This window comes from Mesorhizobium sp. L-8-3, assembly GCF_016756615.1.
GTDB lineage: Bacteria > Pseudomonadota > Alphaproteobacteria > Rhizobiales > Rhizobiaceae.
The window spans coordinates 4,967,664-4,984,611 of sequence record NZ_AP023262.1 but is presented as its reverse complement, the minus strand read 5'-3'; the positions used below and the strand labels follow the sequence as shown (position 1 = coordinate 4,984,611).

Sequence of the window (16,948 nt, the reverse complement as noted above, 5' to 3'; positions counted from 1 at the left end):
GATTTGGCGCGCAGCATATCCGGGCGCAAGGGGGCCCCGGCGCGTGGCGACAAGCCGGCAGGCGTCGACTTCCGGCCGTCACGCGACGATATACTGCGCTTCGTTTCGGAAAACCCCGATCTCGCTGGCAAGCGCGACATCGCGAAGGCCTTCGGGCTGAAAGGCGGCGACCGTGTCTGGCTGAAGGACCTGCTGCGCGACCTTCAGGATGAAGGCCTGCTGCAGAAGGACCGCAAGCGGCTTGTCACGCCGGGCGCCCTGCCCCATGTCGTGGTGCTGGAGATCTTCGGGCGTGACCCCGACGGCGGCCTGCTGGCGCGCGCCGTCGAGCGCGCCGGTCAGGACGACGACACCAATCCTGTCGTTGCGATCAACCTGCCGCGCGCGCCGAAGGGCCCGGTGCCCGGCATCGGCGACCGCGTGCTGGCCAAGGTCTTTCCGACGCGGGAAATCACAGGGCCGGCCTACACCGCCCGCGTCATGAAGCTTATCGACCGGCAGCGCGAGGCGGTGCTCGGCGTCCTGCGCCAGGCGGACGACGGCAGTTTCCGCATAGAGCCGGCCGAGCGGCGCCAGCCGGAACTCGTGGTCGAGCCTGATTTCCTGAACGGCGCCAAACCGGGCGATCTCGTCGAGGTGGAGCCCTCGCGGACGGGACGATACGGCCTGCCGCGCGCCAGGATCCTGACCGTGCTCGGTTCGCTCACGAGCGAGAAGGCGGTCTCGATGATCGCCATCCATGCCCACGAGATCCCGCACATCTTTGCGCCTGAAGTGCTGGCCGAGGCCGACGCCGTCAAACCCGCGACGCTATCCGGGAGGGAAGACTGGCGCGACGTGCCGCTCGTGACCATAGATCCGGCCGACGCCAAGGACCATGACGACGCCGTTTTTGCCGAGCCCGACCCGGACGGGAACAACCCGGGCGGTGTCATGGTCATCGTCGCGATCGCCGACGTCGCCGCTTATGTGCGCCCGGGCTCAGCTCTCGACCGCGAAGCGCTGAAACGCGGCAATTCGGTCTATTTCCCCGACCGGGTCGTGCCGATGCTGCCGGAGCGCATCTCCAACGACCTCTGCTCGCTGCGCGAAGGCGTCGACCGGCCTGCGATCGCCGTCAAGATGGCCTTCGCCGCGGACGGCCGGAAACTCCGCCACTCGTTCCACCGGGTGATGATGAAGTCGGCGGCCCGCCTCGCCTACCCCCAGGCCCAGGCGGCGATCGACGGCCGCCCGGACGACGGAACCGGACCGATCCTCGAAGCGGTGCTGAAGCCGCTTTGGGAGGCCTATGCCGTGCTCAAGCGCGGCCGTCAGGCCCGCGAGCCGCTGGAACTCGACCTGCCCGAGCGCAAGATCCTGCTGAAGCCCGACGGGACCGTGGACAGGGTCGTCGTTCCCGAACGCCTCGATGCACACAAGCTGATCGAGGAATTCATGATCCAGGCCAATGTCGCGGCGGCCGAGACCCTCGAGGCGAAGCGCCAGCGTCTGGTCTATCGGATCCATGACGGCCCTTCGCTCGCCAAGCAGGAATCGTTGCGGGAGTTCCTCGCTTCGCTCGGCCTGTCGCTGGCGCGCGGAGCCCAGCTCCGGCCCGCGCAATTCAACGCGATCCTGGACCGGGTGCGCGGCGCCGACAACGAGGCGCTCGTCAACGAGGTGGTGCTGCGCTCGCAGAGCCAGGCCGAATACGCGCCCGACAACATCGGCCATTTCGGCCTCAATCTGCGACGCTACGCGCATTTCACCTCGCCGATCCGCCGCTATTCCGACCTGATCGTGCATCGCGCCCTCATTGCTGCGCTCGGTTTCGGGCCGGACGGCCTTACGCGCGGCGAGGAAGAACGCCTGGACGAGACCTCAGCGCTCATCTCTGCGTCGGAACGCCGCGCCATGGCGGCCGAACGCGACACGGTCGACCGCTTGATAGCATCCTATCTATCTGAAAGGGTTGACGAAACCTTCGATGCCCGTATTTCGGGCGTCACCAAGGCGGGGCTTTTTGTCCAGTTGCCCATCTACGGCGCGGACGGTTTCATACCGGTGTCGTCCCTGGAGGGTGATTACTATATCTATGACGAGACCGCCCGCGCCCTCTATGGGGAGCGCACTGGCAAGGGTTATCAGCTCGCCGATCGCGTCGAGGTTCGCCTCGTCGAAGTCGCGCCGCTCGCGGGCGCGATGCGTTTCGAGATGCTGACCGATCCCAAGCCGCTTTCCGGTTCGCGACGGTCGTTCCACAAGGCAAAAGGCAAGGCGCGCAGCCGCGCGGCAAAGCCGCGGCCCCGCGGCAGGAGATGAATATGGAACAGCAGGTTTTCGGCGGCCAAAAGAAATCCGCACGGCCGGCCCGGCCGGTCCGGGATGCCATGCTGCGCGGCGCCTGCAACAGGTGCCCCCATTGCGGGGAAGGCCGGCTGTTCGCCTCTTTCCTCAAGACGGTGAATCGCTGTGAGGTCTGCAGCGAGGAAATGCACCATCATCGCGCCGACGACCTGCCGGCCTATCTCGTCGTGGTGATCCTGGGCCATATCATCGTCGGCGCCTTCATGGCCTTCGAGGCCACCAGCACATTGTCCACATGGCAGCATCTCGCCATCTGGATCCCCTTGACGGTGCTGTCCGCGCTGGTGCTGATACGCCCGGTAAAGGGAGCTGTCGTCGGGCTGCAATGGGCGCTCTATATGCACGGCTTCGGCGGCGAGGAAGACGCCATCGAGGCACATCCGGAAGCCTGACGAAAGGATCGAGGTAGCTCGATGGAAGGACTGACCAGGGCCGAGGTCGACAAGGCCGAATCGAAGGATTTCGCGCTGGGCGGCAAGCCGATGCGGCCGCGCGACGCCGCAACATTGATCCTGCTCGACCGTCGCCGCGACCAGTTCCTCGTTCTGATGGGCAGGCGTCATGCGCGGCACGCCTTCATGCCGGGCAAATTCGTCTTTCCCGGCGGCCGCACCGATCCCACGGACAGCCGCATCCCCGTCGCCGAGGGCCTCCACCCTGCCGAAGAGACAAGGCTGGCGGGCACCGGCCATCGTGCCTCCTCCACCCGCGCCCGCGCCATCGCGCTCTCGGCGATCCGCGAGACCTACGAGGAAGCCGGCCTTCTGATCGGACGCAAGGGCCCCTTCTCGACGGCCAAGGCGGAGTGGCAGGAATTCGTGCGCCAGGGCGTGTGTCCGTCGCTGGAGAAGCTGCGCTTCATCGCCCGCGCCATCACCCCGCCCGGACGCGTGCGCCGCTTCGACACCCGTTTCCTCGCCGCGTGGCGGGAGGATGTCGCCGTCGCCCTGCCCGACGGCGGGCCGACCAACGAGCTCGAGGAACTCGTGTGGCTGCCACTGCAGGAGGCGAAGCAGGCCGACATCCCCACCATCACCCGGACGATCCTGGGCGAACTCGAACAGCGCCTGGCCGACGACCCGATACTCGGCCCGGGCGGCCCGGTTCCGTTCTACCGGATGCTGCACAACCGCTTCCGCCGGGAAATCGTCTAGGCAGCGTCGGCGGGCATGCACACGCCGCACCAGAGCGCAGCGCTGGCGCATACGCGTTGGCTGGCGATCACGGCCGCGATCGCCTCGATCAGCGTGGTCGGCATCGCGATCGGCCTCGGCATTCCCCTGCTCAGCGTCATCCTCGAAAGCCGTGGGCATTCGGCCTCGATGATCGGCCTGAACACGGCGGTTGCCGGCGTCGCCTCGATCGCGGCCGCGCCGCTGGCCATTCCGCTCGCGGTGCGCTTCGGCGTCGTGCCGACCATGCTGGCGATGATCCTGGCCGGCGCTTCCGCCTTCGTCGGCTTCTATTTCGCGCCCCATTTCTGGATGTGGTTCCCGCTTCGTGTCACCCTTCACGTGGCCTTGACCGTGCTCTTCATCCTGTCGGAGTTCTGGATTTCGGTCTCGGCGCCGCCGCACCGGCGCGGTTTCGTGCTGGGCCTTTATGCCACGGTGCTGTCACTCGGCTTCGCGGCCGGCCCCTGGCTGTTCTCGCAGATCGGGAGCAAAGGGTTCCTGCCCTTCGGCGTGACCTTCGCCGTCACTATGATCGCCGCGATCCCGGTGGCCGCGGCCTGGCGGCAAAGCCCCGCGATCAAGCGCTCCGACGACGAATCGCGCAGCTTTGCCGGCTACATCTGGCTGGTGCCGACAGCCACCGCCGCGGTGCTCGTCTTCGGCGCGGTCGAAACGGGCGGCTTCGCGCTTTTCCCTGTCTACGGCGCCCGCATGGGGTATTCGGAGAGCGACGCCGCCTTGCTGCTCAGCATGATCGGCCTCGGCAACGTCGTCATGCAGGTGCCGCTCGGCATGATCAGCGACCGCGTACGCGACCGCCGCCAGTTGCTGCTCGGCTGCGCGCTCACCGGTCTGGCCGGAATGCTTGCTTTGCCGTATCTCGCCGGGAACTGGTATGTGCTGGCGGTTCTGCTGTTCTTCTGGGGCGGCGTAGTCGCCGCCCTCTACACGATCGGGCTTGCCCATCTTGGCGCGCGCCTATCCGGCCATGAGCTCGCCTCAGCCAACGCCGCCTTCGTGTTCTGCTACGGGCTAGGCATGGTGCTCGGCCCCCAGGCGATCGGCATCGGCATGGACATCCTGGGCGACCAGGGTTTCGCCTGGTCGCTGGCGCTCTTCTTCGCCGCCTATGTCGCCTTGGTCGCGTGGAGGCTGGCCGCGTCGCGGTCCCGGACTTGACTTTTCGGCCGCCTTCTATATCAGTCGCGCCACGTTTTCCGCGTCCGGGTTTCGTTCCCGTGCTCAAGCGGTACGAAACTCAAGAAACAACGGACGAGAATCATGGCCAAGGCTGCGAACATCAAGATCAAGCTTCTGTCGACCGCGGACACCGGTTTCTTCTACGTGACGAGCAAGAACAGCCGCACGAAGACGGAGAAGCTGTCGTTCCGCAAATACGACCCGATCGCCAAGAAGCACGTCGAGTTCAAGGAAACGAAGATCAAGTAGTCCTCGTTTCCGACACGACGCAGATCGACGCCGCCCATCGGGCGGCGTTTTTTCATCTGAAGCTATCGTTTCTATTATCGTCACCGCATTCCAGCATAACGACAACCATAACCGGACTTGTTGCCGAAAATGACGATATGGCGTGTTGAATCCGGTGTGTGACGGCGGATCGAAAGGTCTATTTCGCACTTGCGATAAAATTTTTGTGCATTGCAGAATCAGTTCGGTCTAGGTAAGTGTCTGGGTGTCGGCCATCTACTCCTCCCAGATGCGATGCCGGCACAGCGAATGCGGTGCACCTCCTCCCGCACTGCATTTGAAATCAGAGCCCGCTGCCACCTCCTCCCGGCAGCGGGCTTTTTCGTTGGCGTGACCGCGCTCTTGTGCCGCGCGTAGATGATGCCGGCGTAGTGCGGTGCACCTTCGCGCAAAGCGCGGCGCAGGCCATCGCTGTCCACCGGCGTGAAGATCAGATGCACATGGTTCGGCATGAGGCACCGGCCCCGGATCGCCACGCAGACAGCGGCGCAATGCACCACCAGCAGGTCGCGACAAGGCGTGTAGTCGCCATCTGACAAGAACACCCTTGCGCGGCCGTTGCCGCGTTGGGTGACATGATGCGACAGACCGGCAACGACGATGCGTGCGATGCGAGCCGTCACCGGATGCCAAGCGCCGTAGGAACCGCGAATACAGCGCGCACTGTCACCGTGATCGTGTCACCATAGTCAAACCGACCTGCCAGAAATACCCAGTCTTCTTCTGTCGCGACGACACGGGTCCGCGAGCAATCGACCGCCGACGCGTGACCATCGAAGAATTCGTCAGCGAGATCAGCCCCTCAAGACCCCTTTGGGTAGCGAAACCCTGGCAGCGTTCGAGCTGAAGCGATGAATTGCCGCAACCCCGAAGGGGGCCGGTCGGCAGTCTGGCAGCGGTACGAGGAGGCCACTATGCGCCAGCGCCGGCCGGCCGACCCCACGGACCCAGGAGATGCGGCGGACCTGAGCATCATGGGGTGTCGAACAACGGACCGGATTTCGCCCTCGCACCCGGCCTGTCGTCTTTCTTGAAAATGACATTTGCGCAAGAGCGCTTGAAAATCAACCGTTTCTTAACCAACCGCCAGCGAATCGCTGCGATTAAGGTAAACGGCGCTCGACATCCGGACCCGAATCGAGGTCGCGACTCTGCGCTCCCGGTCAGGCCGCCTTGGCGACCACGCGGTTGCGCCCGCCCCTCTTGGCCTCGTAGAGCGCCACGTCGGCACGCTTGATCAGAGCCTCGACGCTGTCAGGCGGATACTTCACGCAGGAGACGCCGACGCTGATGGTGATGCTGACGGAAATCCCTTCCCGACCGACGATGAAAGGTGTGCGCTCGATCTCGGCGCGGATTCGTTCGGCCACCCTCTCGGCGTCATGTCCCTCCGTGTCGGGCAGCACGACAAGGAACTCCTCGCCGCCATAGCGACAGGCAAGGTCGATCCCCCGCACGTTACGTCGCAGCCGCTTGGCGAATTCGCGCAGCACGTCGTCCCCGCCGTCATGGCCATAGGTGTCGTTGACCGTCTTGAAGCGGTCGAGATCCGTGATCATCACCGACAGCGGCCGCTCGCGCGTCACCGCGCGGTTGAACAGGGTCTCCAGATGGTTGTCGAGATAACGGCGATTGTGCAGCCCGGTCAGCGCGTCCGTCACGGCCATCTCGATCGTATGGGTGACGCTCGCCCGGAGCTGGTCGTTGTAGCGCTTGCGCCGCACCTGGGTCCGCAGCCGTGCGATCAGTTCCTGCTGATCGATCGGCCGCACCAGATAGTCGTTGATGCCGAGCTCCAGACCGCGGATGACCCTGGCCTCCTCGCCCTCCTCCGCGATCAGCACGATCGGCACGAAACGCGTGCGGTCGAGCGAGCGCAGCTGCGAGCAGAGACGCAGCGGATCGAATTCGGAGAAAACGGTCGACACGATGACGCATTCATAGCCGGCTTCCGCCGCCTTGAAGAAACCGGCCTGCGGGTCGGTCGCCACGTCGAGCGTCATGGTCTGCGCCAGCATAGCCTCGATCTGCCGGCACGAAGCCTCGCGCTCGTCGATCAGGAGCACCTTCGGCCGGGAGTCGTCGGCCACGCCGCGCCGGCTCAGCATCTCCTCGATGCCGATATTGCGCGTGGTGGCGGCGCGCAGGCGCAGCTCGTCCGTCAGCATCTTGAGGCGCACCAGGCTCTTGACCCGCGTCATCAGTTGCAGGTCGTTGACCGGCTTGGTGAGGAAATCGTCGGCGCCGGCCTCCAATCCGCGCACGCGGTCGGCGGTCTGGCCAAGCGCTGTGATCATCACCACGGGAATATGGGCCGTCGAAGGGTCGTCCTTGAGCCGGCGGCATACCTCGAAGCCGTCCATCCCGGGCATCATGACATCGAGGAGCACCACGTCGACCTTGCCGCCCTCACAGATCTCGAGCGCCTCCCGCCCGCTGGTTGCAGTCAGCACATCGAAATACTCCGCCAGCAGCCGGACCTCCAGCAGCTTCACATTGGCGGGCACGTCGTCAACGACGAGGATGCGGGCGGTCATGCACGGCTCCGGGCGAAAGTGGCGGGGCGCATCATGCGTCGCCCAGATAGGATTTGATGGTCTCGATGAAGCGCGGTACGGAGATCGGCTTCGATATATAGGCCTCGCACCCGCCCTGGCGGATGCGCTCCTCGTCCCCCTTCATGGCAAAAGCGGTGACGGCGATGACAGGGATGACATGCAGATCGCTGTCTTCCTTCAGCCATTTGGTAACGTCCAGCCCCGAAACCTCAGGCAGTTGAATGTCCATCAGGATGAGATCTGGACGATGGGTGCGGGCAAGCTCCAGCACCTCCAGCCCGTTGCGCGTACGAACCGTCTCGTATCCGCTCGCCTCGATAAGGTCGCGGAAGAGCTTCATGTTGAGCTCGTTGTCCTCGACGATCATAACCTTCTTCGGCATCACTTTTCGCCCTGCCCGGCTGCGGCAATCCTAACCGTCACACCGCGTCGCTTGCCGCGTGCTCCCCCGCAACGGAGCACGAATCCCAGTCTCGACAATAGCGCGAGATGATTGACGAAACGGTAATCCTTCGTGCCCCTCACCGGCCTTCCCTTCGGCCCGCGACCCTGTGACATGCTTGCGGCAACGCGAACGAAACGCTACTTGCGGCATGGAGACTTCCACACCGTCCAACCGATGCCGCCTGTGACAAGCCGGAAAGTAACACGTCATGACGCCGAGGCAACAGCGATCGCCGCGCTGGGCTTCGTGGCGTCGGACGCCGAACTGATGGGGCGTTTCCTGGCGGTCACGGGGATCGACCCCCAACAGATCCGCGCCGCCGCCGGCGAGCCGGGATTCCTGGCGGGCGTGCTCGACTTCGTGCTTGCGCATGAGCCGACGCTGATGCGTTTCGCCGAGGCGAGCGGGCACGACCCCGCGCAGGTGATGGCGGCGCGACGCTTACTTCCGAACGGCGACGAGCGCTACGAGACTTCGACATGAGTGACGACCCAGAAACCGCCCGCCAGATCGCCGAGCTGTCGCTCGACGACCGTCCGCTCCTCGTGCTCGACGTCGACGACGTGCTGCTTGAGTTCGTCCGGCCCTTTCCGCTTTATCTCGAAACACGGGGCTTCGAACTGAAGCTCGCCTCGTTCCGGCTGACCGGCAACATCGCCGAACGGGCCAGCGGCCGCATTCCCGAACAGGCGGAGGTCTCTACCCTGATCGATGCCTTCTTCCAGGCGCAGGCTGATTGGCAGACAGTGATCGAGGGTGCTGCCGAGGCCATCGCCGGCCTGTCCGGCAGCGCCGAGGTCGTGCTTCTGACGGCCATGCCGCATCGCCATCGCCAAGCGCGCCGCGCCCATCTGGATGCGCTCGGCCTGGCCTATCCGCTGCTAACCACCGAAATGGCGAAGGGGCCGGCGATCGCCGCCCTGCGCGGCGCCGGGCGACGCCCCGTCGCCTTTGTCGACGACCAGCCGACGAACCTCGCCTCGGCGCAGGAATCGGTCGCCGACGCGTATCTCTTCCATCTGATGGCCGACAATTCGCTGCGCGCGCTTTTGCCTCCGCCGCCTGAGGGAGCGATCGTGGTCGAAGGCTGGCGCGACGCCGGTCCCAGAATCGCCCAGGCGCTCGGCATCTGACGGGCCCTCAGGGCGCATTCAGCGAGCCTTTATACGCCATCACAGCACGAGCCGCATTAGCGGCCTGCCAGGTTTCCGGCTCGCGGCGGGCAGGAAGCCGGCCTTCTCGAAGACGCGCGTGGAGCCGACGAACAGGCCGACCGAGCGCGAATCCTTCGAATGGTCCATCGGGCAGGCCTCCAGCAGGCGTGCGCCGCCGTCGCGGGCAAAGTCGATGCCGGCGGCAACCAAACGGTGCGTAAGACCGCTGCCGCGCGCCTTCGTTCGCACGAAGAAGCAGGAGATCGCCCAGACCGAAGGATCTGTCGCGTGCCCCTCTTCCAGCGGCGCCGAGACGCGCCCCGCATTGTTCCATTCGGGAACGTCGGCGCGCGGCCCGATCTGCATCCAGCCAGCGGCAACGTCGCCGTCAAACGCCAGCAAGCCGGGCGGCGGCCCGGCCTCGATGCGCGCCTTGATGAAATCCTTGTTGCGGCCGCGATCATTGTCGCGGCGGACCGCGGGCGGTAGCCTGAAATGGGTACACCAGCAGCCGTAGCAGGCGCCCTGCTTGCCGAACAGGTCTTCGAATGCCGGCCACAGATCCGGCGTCAGCGGTTTGACAACAGTCATGGCTCTCTTCCTCGCTGGCCGTTGCCCGGCTCGGCGCGGTCGCGTATCATTCGGGATGTTCCCTCTATGTTCTCAACAATGGCAGCTGCTGTCAACAATCCCGAGCATGGTTTTTGCCGCGACTGCCTGGCCCTGCAGCCTGGGGAGACGCATCGCTGCACACGCTGCGGCAGCCCGCGCCTGCTCCGCCATGCCGAACTCTATGGGCTGAACATCGCGCATATCGACTGCGACGCCTTCTATGCGGCGGTCGAGAAACGCGACAATCCCGAGCTCAAGGACAAGCCGCTGATCATCGGCGGCGGCAAGCGCGGTGTCGTGTCGACCGCCTGCTACATTGCCCGCATTCATGGCGTGCGCTCGGCCATGCCTATGTTCAAGGCACTCGAAGCCTGTCCGGAAGCCGTGGTCCTGCGGCCCGACATGGAAAAATATGTGCGTGTCGGCCGCGAGATCCGTGCCATGATGCAGGCGCTCACCCCGCTGGTCGAGCCGCTGTCGATCGACGAGGCGTTCCTCGACCTCGCCGGAACCGAGAAGCTGCATGGCCGCCCGCCGGCGCTGGTGCTCGGCAAGTTCGCCCTCGACGTGGAACGGGAGATCGGCATCAGCGTGTCGGTCGGGCTCTCCTATTGCAAGTTCCTCGCCAAAGTCGCCTCAGACATCCGCAAGCCGCGCGGCTTTGCCGTGATCGGCGAGTCCGAGGCGATGGGTTTCCTGTCGGACCAGCCGGTGACGCTGATCTGGGGCGTCGGCAAGGTGTTCGCCGCGACGCTGGAACGCGACGGCATCCGCCTGGTCGGCCAGTTGCAGAAGATGGAGCGCGGGGAACTGATACGCCGCTATGGCACCATGGGCGACCGGCTCTATCATCTGTCGCGCGGCCAGGACCATCGCGGCGTCCATGCCGACCAGGAGGCCAAGAGCGTTTCGGCGGAAACCACCTTCGACACCGATCTCGCCTCTTCGGAAGATCTCGTGCCGGTGCTACGCGCGCTTTCGGAAAAGGTCTCCTCGCGGCTGAAGAAGGGCGGCATCGCCGGGCGCACGGTCGTGCTCAAGCTGAAGACCCAGGACTTCAAGCTCCGCACCCGCAACCGCCAGCTCGGCGATCCGACCCGACTCGCCGACCGGATCTTCCAGACCGGCCTTCAGCTCCTGAACAAGGAAACCGACGGCACACGCTATCGCCTGCTCGGCATCGGGGTCAGCGATCTGACCGATGCCGACCGAGCCGATCCGCCCGATCTCGTGGACGTCCGGTCGCGCAAGCGCGCCATGGCCGAGGGGGCGATCGACAGCCTCCGGGAGAAGTTCGGCAAGAAGGCCGTCGAAACCGGCTACACATTCGGCAAGGGCGGCAAGGCCCATCCACCTGATCTTCCGGACGAGTGATATCCAGCCTTCGGCAGGGCCTTTCCGCGCGCCGGCGCGTTGCCGTCTATTCCTGGCGGACCTCGCTCCGCCACGGCGTCGCGTGGTTGTCGATGCGCATCTGGAAGATGAAATATGTCGGCGAGCAGAAGCCTATGTCCTTGACCTTCGCGGCGCCTGGCGTACCGGCCGGCAACGACTGACACATGTAATCCTCGCGGCAGTGATGGTCGGCCGAGCATGCCTGCCTGTTGCCGCGATTGACGGCGCCGCCGAGGCATTGGTCGACATCATTGGTCGCGACGCAGAGATCGAAACGCTTGCCGCCGACCAGCCCGCAGATCTCGTTCGGCATCGACTTTCCGGGTCTGAAGCCGGCAAAGTTTCGGTCCCTTTCGTCGCAGCCGCGATAGGCGAGGCCCGCGGGCACGCCGATCTCGGGCGGGCGGCAGGTATAGCCGGTCCGCGAGATGTACTTGTCGAAGGCCGCGAACTGCCCCGATATCGTCATGCGGTCGTTGAAGGGCGCTTTCGTTTCGGAAGCGATGGTTCCGGCGAGGCAGGGATGGCCGGAGAACATGGCGCCGCTCTTGTCGCCGGAGGGCAAGAGGCATTGGGCAAGCTTCACCCCGACCCCCGAGGCGGAAGCCACCGGCGTGCAGACGGTACCGTCCGCGCATTGCCAGACCTGGCCGAACCGGCCCGCCTGCTCTGGCATCATGCACGGCATGGCGATCCCTGCCGGCCGGTATTCGACCGCACCGTTCCAATCAGCCGGCGGCGCAAGGGACAGGGGCCGGAACCTGTCGGGCTCGCGCTCCCTGGCAACGGCCGCGACATAGGCCTGACGGCGCGGCAGTTCGGCGCGCAGATGCGGTGATATCCCGACCTCTATGCGGTTCAGCGGCGACGTCGTCTCGTCGTCGAGTCCGATGAAGTGGAAGCCTGCGGTGGAGCCTGCCTGATGGCATCCCTGGCAGGATCCATTGTCCAGCCGTTCGACCAGAGCTTCCGGCGAACGCAGCAGGCGGAGCCCTGAGAAGTCCAGGCCGGAAAAGTCCTCAGGCCCGAACAGCGGCGTGAAAGGACGGTTTGCCAAACGGACGCTGCCGAAGGTCGAGTAGGAGATCGCCTTGCGCGCCAGGAACTCGTCCGGCATGTCATAGACGCCGAGGTCGATCGCCGCGAGATTGCCGCGCAGCCATGCGGCGAGCCGCGCTTTCAGTGCGGCGTCGCCAATAAGTCTCTCTGCATCGGGCGTGTTCTCCAACGGCCTTTCGGTTGCGGTGCCGCCTTCGATGCCGAAGATCCGCATGAGATAGGCGGCCTGGCCGCCGAACTCCGTTTCCTGGCCGGATGGGAAGCGCACCACCTGGGCATTGAGTTCCAACTGTTTGAATGCGAGGCCATCCCGATCGAGGGGGCCTCCGGCGAGCCAGCCGGCATCGACGCTTTCGTCGATCATCGGGCTCCATCGACCGGCCACGCCGGTGCAGCCGCCGTCGGCGTCCGGCCGCGTCGTGTGTACCGCGTTGAAGTTGAAGGGCAGCCGCGAAGCGATCAGCCGGCCCTTCCGCTTGAAGGCGTAAGCCAGCCGATAGATGAAGCGCACCTCGCCGCAGCCTTGCTCCGCACGCAGGGCCGCGAAATCGCGGCGGTCGAGCCGGTTGACGACACCGACGAGCCGGAAGCGCGAGGCGGCTGCCTTGAGCCAGCGCATGTCGATGACGCGCCCCACATTGCCGTCAGTAACTTCGTGAAGTTCCCGGCCGCCTCGTTTCATCTCGGCGCGCAGGTCGCCGACGTCGGCCGCGATTGCGTCGACGATCTGCCGATAGGCCGGGGCCTCGCGATAAAGCGTCTCGAGGTCGGCGGCGGCCCCGTTGCCGAAAACCGCGGCGAAGCCATAGCCTTTGGCCTCGAGCCGAGCCATCAGTCCCGGATCGTCGAGATAGATCAGCGGCTGTCCGGCGCGCGCATCGAGGACGGCGAGGAACAGCGCGAAGAGAGCGGGGATCAATCGCATCAGGACCGTTCCGCCGTCGACGTGACGAGATCCCGCAGGACCGGCAGCAGCGCCAGCGGCAGGTCCTCGGCGATCAGGCCCGGTCCGAAGCGCCGCGCCGCCTCGGCATGCAGCCAGACGGCCGCGCAGGCGGCTTCGAAAGCCGGCATGCCCTGCGCGGCGAGCCCCGCCACGATGCCGGAGAGAACATCGCCGGAACCCGCAGTGGCGAGCAGCGGCGTGCCGTTGGCGTTTATCACGGCGCGCCCGTCCGGCGCCGCGACGACGCTGTCCGGCCCCTTGAAGACGATGATCGCCGCAGCCCGTTTCGCGGCCGCCCTCGCCTTCTCCAGCTTGGACAGCGCCTCGTCCCCGGCGATATCGGCAAAGAGCCGCGCGAATTCCCCCTCATGCGGCGTGAGCACGACGACGGGAACTCCGGGTCGCCGGGCCGCGGCGAAGAAGGCCGCCGGCTGCCGTGCCAATGACGTCAGCGCGCTAGCATCGACGACGAGCGCGCCTGGCACCCCGGCGGCCGCGTCGATCAGGCCGACCGCGAAGGCAGCGGTAGCGGCGCCCGGGTCGAGGCCAGGCCCGAAGACCAGGGCGTCGGGCCGACGGTCCCTGAGGAAGGCCTTGGCTTCCACCAGCGTATCGGCCTTTCGAAGCATGATCGACGTCAGATGCGCGGCATTCGCGGCCAGCGCGGCGCCGGGGGAGAGCACGGTCACCGCGCCGGAGCCGGCGCGCGCGGCGGCCATCGCCGCCAGCCTTGCCGCGCCGGTCGCCGACGGCCCGCCCGAGAACACGCCGACATGCCCACGGCGATATTTGTGGGCGTCGACATCAGGCACCGGAAACCGCTCGATCCAGAGGTCGGGTCCGTTTTCAAAGCAGCGCGACCCTGCCTTGGCGACGATCGCATCGGATATTCCGATATCGCAAAGCTCGACCTCCCCGCATAGGCAGCGGCCGGGCTGCAGCAGATGGCCGGGCTTCTTTCGCACGAAGGTCACTGTCAGATCGGCCTTGAAGGCCGTCCCCAGCACCTTGCCGGTGTCGCCCGAGACGCCGGAGGGCAGGTCGACGGCAACGACGGCAACGCCGCTTTGCGCGCAAAGCTCGATGGCGCGGGCCTCCGCGCCCTCGACCGGCTTCGACAGCCCTGCTCCGAACAGCGCATCGACCACGACCGTCCCGGCCTCCGGCGCGAATTCGGCGAGCGGCCTCACCGGCGCCGGGCACTCGCCGGCGGCGATCGCCGCATCGCTTCCCGCGCGCGGCGGCGCGTCCGCCCACATCGTCACCGCCCACCCCGCTTCCAGCAGCAGCCACGCCACCACATAGCCGTCGCCGCCATTGTTGCCGGGACCACACAGGATGTGTGCCCGCAACGCCTGCGGGTAGCGCGCGAGAACGGCCTGCGCGATGCCGCTCCCGGCATTGCGCATCAGCGCGATGCCGCTCAAGGGACCGGCGGCGATCGCAGTGCGGTCCGTCTCCGTCATCTCTCGCGATGTCAGGATCTCGTTCGCCATGCGCCTTCGCCTGTTTGCCTGACAATAGGGCATCGAACCCCAAAACGCCTATCTGGTTTCTTGCGCAGATTGGCCGCTCGCCTCTTGCAGGCCAGAGAAATGCCTGCCCGCCTGAAAAGCAACTTGCCCAAGATTTATGCAATTGTGTACAGGCGCTTTTTCGACCAAGGTGCAGCCGGCTCGCCGCTGCCGCAAAAGGCGGCAGTGCAAAGCTCACTTTTTCGCGGCAGCAGCAAGAAATCACGCCCTGCGCCCCCAGTCGGCCGAACTGGCACGGTTCATGCTTAAGACAGGCGGAAGCGGGGTTCTACAACCCGTTCTGACCCCTTATGGAGGCCAATTCCGAATGAAAAAGATCGAAGCGATCATCAAGCCGTTCAAGCTCGACGAGGTGAAGGAAGCGCTGCAGGAAGTCGGCCTGCAGGGCATCACCGTCACCGAAGCGAAAGGCTTCGGACGGCAGAAGGGACACACCGAGCTTTATCGGGGTGCCGAATATGTGGTCGACTTCCTGCCCAAGGTGAAGATCGAAGTGGTGCTCGGCGACGATTCCGTCGAGGCCGCGATTGAAGCCATCCGCAAGGCCGCACAGACCGGCCGCATCGGCGACGGCAAGATCTTCGTCTCGAACATCGAGGAAGTGGTCCGCATCCGCACGGGAGAAACCGGCATCGACGCGATCTGATCGCATCAGCCGGGCCAGTTATTTTGTTCAAACGTCATCACGATAGGAAAATGACATGACGACAGCCAAAGACATCATGAAGCAGATAAAGGACAACGACGTGAAATTCGTCGACCTGCGCTTCACCGATCCCAAGGGCAAGCTGCAGCACGTCACCATGGATGTCTCCGAGGTCGAGGAAGACATGTTCGCCGACGGCGTTATGTTCGACGGCTCCTCGATCGCTGGCTGGAAGGCCATCAACGAATCCGACATGGTGCTGATGCCCGATCCGGATACGGTCCATATGGACCCGTTCTTTGCGCAGTCGACGATGGTCATCCTGTGCGACATTCTCGATCCCGTCTCGGGCGAAGCCTATAACCGCGACCCGCGCGGTACGGCCAAGAAGGCCGAAGCCTATCTCAGGGCGGAAGGCATCGGGGACACGATCTATGTCGGCCCGGAAGCCGAATTCTTCGTGTTCGACGACGTCAAATACAAGGCCGATCCCTACAACACCGGCTTCAAGCTCGACTCCACCGAGCTGCCGTCGAACGACGACACCGATTACGAGACCGGCAATATGGGTCACCGGCCGCGCATCAAGGGCGGTTACTTCCCGGTTCCTCCGGTCGACAGCTGCCAGGACATGCGCTCCGAGATGCTGACGGTGCTCGCCGAGATGGGCGTACGGGTCGAGAAGCATCACCATGAGGTGGCCGCCGCCCAGCACGAGCTCGGCATCAAGTTCGACGCCCTGGTGCGCAATGCCGACAAGATGCTGATCTACAAGTATGTCGTGCATCAGGTCGCCAATGCCTACGGCAAGACCGCGACCTTCATGCCCAAGCCGGTCTTCGGCGACAACGGCTCCGGCATGCACGTCCATATGTCGATCTGGAAGGACGGCAAGCCGACCTTTGCCGGCAACGAATATGCCGGTCTTTCCGAGACCTGCCTGTTCTTCATCGGCGGCATCATCAAGCATGCCAAGGCGATCAACGCCTTCACCAACCCGCTGACCAACTCCTACAAGCGTCTGGTTCCGGGTTACGAAGCCCCGGTGCTGCTCGCCTATTCGGCGCGCAACCGCTCGGCTTCCTGCCGCATCCCCTTCGGTTCGTCGCCGAAGTCGAAGCGTGTCGAGGTCCGCTTCCCCGATCCGGGCGCGAACCCCTATCTCGCTTTCGCCGCCATGCTGATGGCCGGCCTCGACGGCATCAAGAACAAGATCCACCCCGGCCAGCCGATGGACAAGGATCTCTACGACCTGCCGCCGAAGGAACTGAAGAAGATCCCGACCGTCTGCGGTTCGCTGCGCGAGGCGCTTCAGAGCCTCGACAAGGATCGCGGCTTCCTGAAGGCCGGCGGCGTCTTCGACGACGACCAGATCGATTCCTTCATCGAGCTGAAGATGGCCGAGGTCATGCGTTTCGAGATGACCCCGCACCCGGTCGAGTACGACATGTACTACTCGGTCTGAAGGCTACCTCGACCCAGGAAAGACCCCGGCCATCGCGCCGGGGTTTTTTTGTCTGTGCAAGCTGCCGGGTTCAGATCACGCGAAAGTTCACGACAGCCAGATTACCTTTTGATAAATATGG

16 protein-coding genes are annotated in these 16,948 nt (G+C 65.1%); 10 read left to right on the top strand and 6 right to left on the bottom strand.

From position 1 onward, the window contains the following. The first annotated feature begins 3 nt into the window (after positions 1-3). The 5 genes from rnr to rpmG all read left to right on the top strand — a co-directional run bounded on the left by rnr (position 4) and on the right by rpmG (position 4,973). Positions 4-2,304 (top strand): ribonuclease R, encoded by a 2,301-nt coding sequence (gene rnr / locus JN302_RS23125; protein ID WP_202329288.1) that lies wholly within the window; start codon positions 4-6, stop codon positions 2,302-2,304. A gap of 2 nt (positions 2,305-2,306) precedes the next feature. Next, entirely contained in the window at positions 2,307-2,741 is a 435-nt protein-coding gene (locus tag JN302_RS23120) for a DUF983 domain-containing protein (protein WP_202305589.1), read from the top strand. Between the two features lie 21 nt (positions 2,742-2,762). Beyond that, entirely contained in the window at positions 2,763-3,503 is a 741-nt protein-coding gene (locus JN302_RS23115; RefSeq protein ID WP_202305587.1) for an NUDIX hydrolase, read from the top strand. 15 nt (positions 3,504-3,518) lie between these two features. Further along, complete coding sequence (locus JN302_RS23110) at positions 3,519-4,703, top strand: MFS transporter (protein ID WP_202329287.1); 1,185 nt, start codon at positions 3,519-3,521, stop codon at positions 4,701-4,703. Between the two features lie 102 nt (positions 4,704-4,805). Beyond that, the gene (gene rpmG / locus JN302_RS23105; protein WP_188256947.1) at positions 4,806-4,973 is read left to right on the top strand and encodes a 50S ribosomal protein L33; all 168 of its coding nucleotides are present in this window, start codon (positions 4,806-4,808) and stop codon (positions 4,971-4,973) included. Positions 4,974-5,191: 218 nt separating this feature from the next. On the opposite strand, the gene JN302_RS23100 is transcribed toward rpmG, so the two are convergent. From JN302_RS23100 to JN302_RS23090, 3 genes are all read right to left on the bottom strand, one after another. Beyond that, a complete protein-coding gene (locus tag JN302_RS23100) occupies positions 5,192-5,635 on the bottom strand; it encodes a transposase (RefSeq protein WP_202305489.1) in 444 nt (147 codons plus the stop codon). Between the two features lie 540 nt (positions 5,636-6,175). Further along, positions 6,176-7,549, bottom strand: a complete 1,374-nt coding sequence (locus JN302_RS23095; protein WP_202329286.1) for a PleD family two-component system response regulator — start codon at positions 7,547-7,549, stop codon at positions 6,176-6,178. 31 nt (positions 7,550-7,580) lie between these two features. After that, entirely contained in the window at positions 7,581-7,937 is a 357-nt protein-coding gene (locus JN302_RS23090; protein WP_342215992.1) for a response regulator, read from the bottom strand. Positions 7,938-8,198: 261 nt separating this feature from the next. On the opposite strand from JN302_RS23090, the gene JN302_RS23085 reads away from it, so the two are divergent. Further along, positions 8,199-8,498 carry a DUF3572 domain-containing protein gene (locus JN302_RS23085; protein WP_244741909.1) on the top strand — a complete coding sequence of 100 codons (300 nt, stop codon included), beginning with the start codon at positions 8,199-8,201 and terminating at the stop codon, positions 8,496-8,498. Next, positions 8,495-9,148 (top strand): hypothetical protein, encoded by a 654-nt coding sequence (locus tag JN302_RS23080; protein ID WP_202305468.1) that lies wholly within the window; start codon positions 8,495-8,497, stop codon positions 9,146-9,148. The genes JN302_RS23085 and JN302_RS23080 overlap by 4 nt, the downstream gene beginning before the upstream one ends. Positions 9,149-9,187: 39 nt before the next feature. Here the strand turns inward: JN302_RS23080 and JN302_RS23075 are convergent, their stop codons facing one another. Further along, the gene (locus JN302_RS23075) at positions 9,188-9,760 is read right to left on the bottom strand and encodes a GNAT family N-acetyltransferase (protein WP_202305466.1); all 573 of its coding nucleotides are present in this window, start codon (positions 9,758-9,760) and stop codon (positions 9,188-9,190) included. A 66-nt stretch (positions 9,761-9,826) separates the two neighbouring features. On the opposite strand from JN302_RS23075, the gene JN302_RS23070 reads away from it, so the two are divergent. Then, entirely contained in the window at positions 9,827-11,155 is a 1,329-nt protein-coding gene (locus JN302_RS23070; RefSeq protein ID WP_202305464.1) for a DNA polymerase IV, read from the top strand. A gap of 46 nt (positions 11,156-11,201) precedes the next feature. Here JN302_RS23070 and JN302_RS23065 read toward each other — a convergent pair whose 3' ends face one another. Together JN302_RS23065 and JN302_RS23060 are read right to left on the bottom strand one after the other, a co-directional pair. Beyond that, complete coding sequence (locus JN302_RS23065; RefSeq protein ID WP_202329285.1) at positions 11,202-13,160, bottom strand: hypothetical protein; 1,959 nt, start codon at positions 13,158-13,160, stop codon at positions 11,202-11,204. Then, positions 13,160-14,677 carry an NAD(P)H-hydrate dehydratase gene (locus tag JN302_RS23060; protein ID WP_202329284.1) on the bottom strand — a complete coding sequence of 506 codons (1,518 nt, stop codon included), beginning with the start codon at positions 14,675-14,677 and terminating at the stop codon, positions 13,160-13,162. The genes JN302_RS23065 and JN302_RS23060 overlap by 1 nt, the downstream gene beginning before the upstream one ends. A 346-nt stretch (positions 14,678-15,023) precedes the next feature. Here JN302_RS23060 and JN302_RS23055 point away from each other — a divergent pair, with 346 nt between their 5' ends. Together JN302_RS23055 and glnA are read left to right on the top strand one after the other, a co-directional pair. Continuing rightward, positions 15,024-15,362, top strand: coding sequence for a P-II family nitrogen regulator (locus JN302_RS23055; RefSeq protein WP_202305458.1), 339 nt, complete (start codon positions 15,024-15,026; stop codon positions 15,360-15,362). A gap of 55 nt (positions 15,363-15,417) precedes the next feature. Beyond that, the gene (gene glnA, locus JN302_RS23050; protein ID WP_202305456.1) at positions 15,418-16,827 is read left to right on the top strand and encodes a type I glutamate--ammonia ligase; all 1,410 of its coding nucleotides are present in this window, start codon (positions 15,418-15,420) and stop codon (positions 16,825-16,827) included. Positions 16,828-16,948: the final 121 nt, after the last annotated feature.

What these genes read in the sequence shown, in the direction of transcription:
- JN302_RS23120 (WP_202305589.1), top strand. Translation starts at nt 2,307, where the DNA reads ATGGAACAGCAGGTTTTCGGCGGCCAAAAGAAATCCGCACGGCCGGCC.
- JN302_RS23115 (WP_202305587.1), top strand. Translation starts at nt 2,763, where the DNA reads ATGGAAGGACTGACCAGGGCCGAGGTCGACAAGGCCGAATCGAAGGAT.
- JN302_RS23110 (WP_202329287.1), top strand. Translation starts at nt 3,519, where the DNA reads ATGCACACGCCGCACCAGAGCGCAGCGCTGGCGCATACGCGTTGGCTG.
- rpmG (WP_188256947.1), top strand. Translation starts at nt 4,806, where the DNA reads ATGGCCAAGGCTGCGAACATCAAGATCAAGCTTCTGTCGACCGCGGAC.
- JN302_RS23095 (WP_202329286.1), bottom strand. Translation starts at nt 7,549, where the DNA reads ATGACCGCCCGCATCCTCGTCGTTGACGACGTGCCCGCCAATGTGAAG.
- JN302_RS23090 (WP_342215992.1), bottom strand. Translation starts at nt 7,937, where the DNA reads ATGATCGTCGAGGACAACGAGCTCAACATGAAGCTCTTCCGCGACCTT.
- JN302_RS23080 (WP_202305468.1), top strand. Translation starts at nt 8,495, where the DNA reads ATGAGTGACGACCCAGAAACCGCCCGCCAGATCGCCGAGCTGTCGCTC.
- JN302_RS23075 (WP_202305466.1), bottom strand. Translation starts at nt 9,760, where the DNA reads ATGACTGTTGTCAAACCGCTGACGCCGGATCTGTGGCCGGCATTCGAA.
- JN302_RS23070 (WP_202305464.1), top strand. Translation starts at nt 9,827, where the DNA reads ATGTTCTCAACAATGGCAGCTGCTGTCAACAATCCCGAGCATGGTTTT.
- JN302_RS23065 (WP_202329285.1), bottom strand. Translation starts at nt 13,160, where the DNA reads ATGCGATTGATCCCCGCTCTCTTCGCGCTGTTCCTCGCCGTCCTCGAT.
- JN302_RS23060 (WP_202329284.1), bottom strand. Translation starts at nt 14,677, where the DNA reads ATGGCGAACGAGATCCTGACATCGCGAGAGATGACGGAGACGGACCGC.
- JN302_RS23055 (WP_202305458.1), top strand. Translation starts at nt 15,024, where the DNA reads ATGAAAAAGATCGAAGCGATCATCAAGCCGTTCAAGCTCGACGAGGTG.
- glnA (WP_202305456.1), top strand. Translation starts at nt 15,418, where the DNA reads ATGACGACAGCCAAAGACATCATGAAGCAGATAAAGGACAACGACGTG.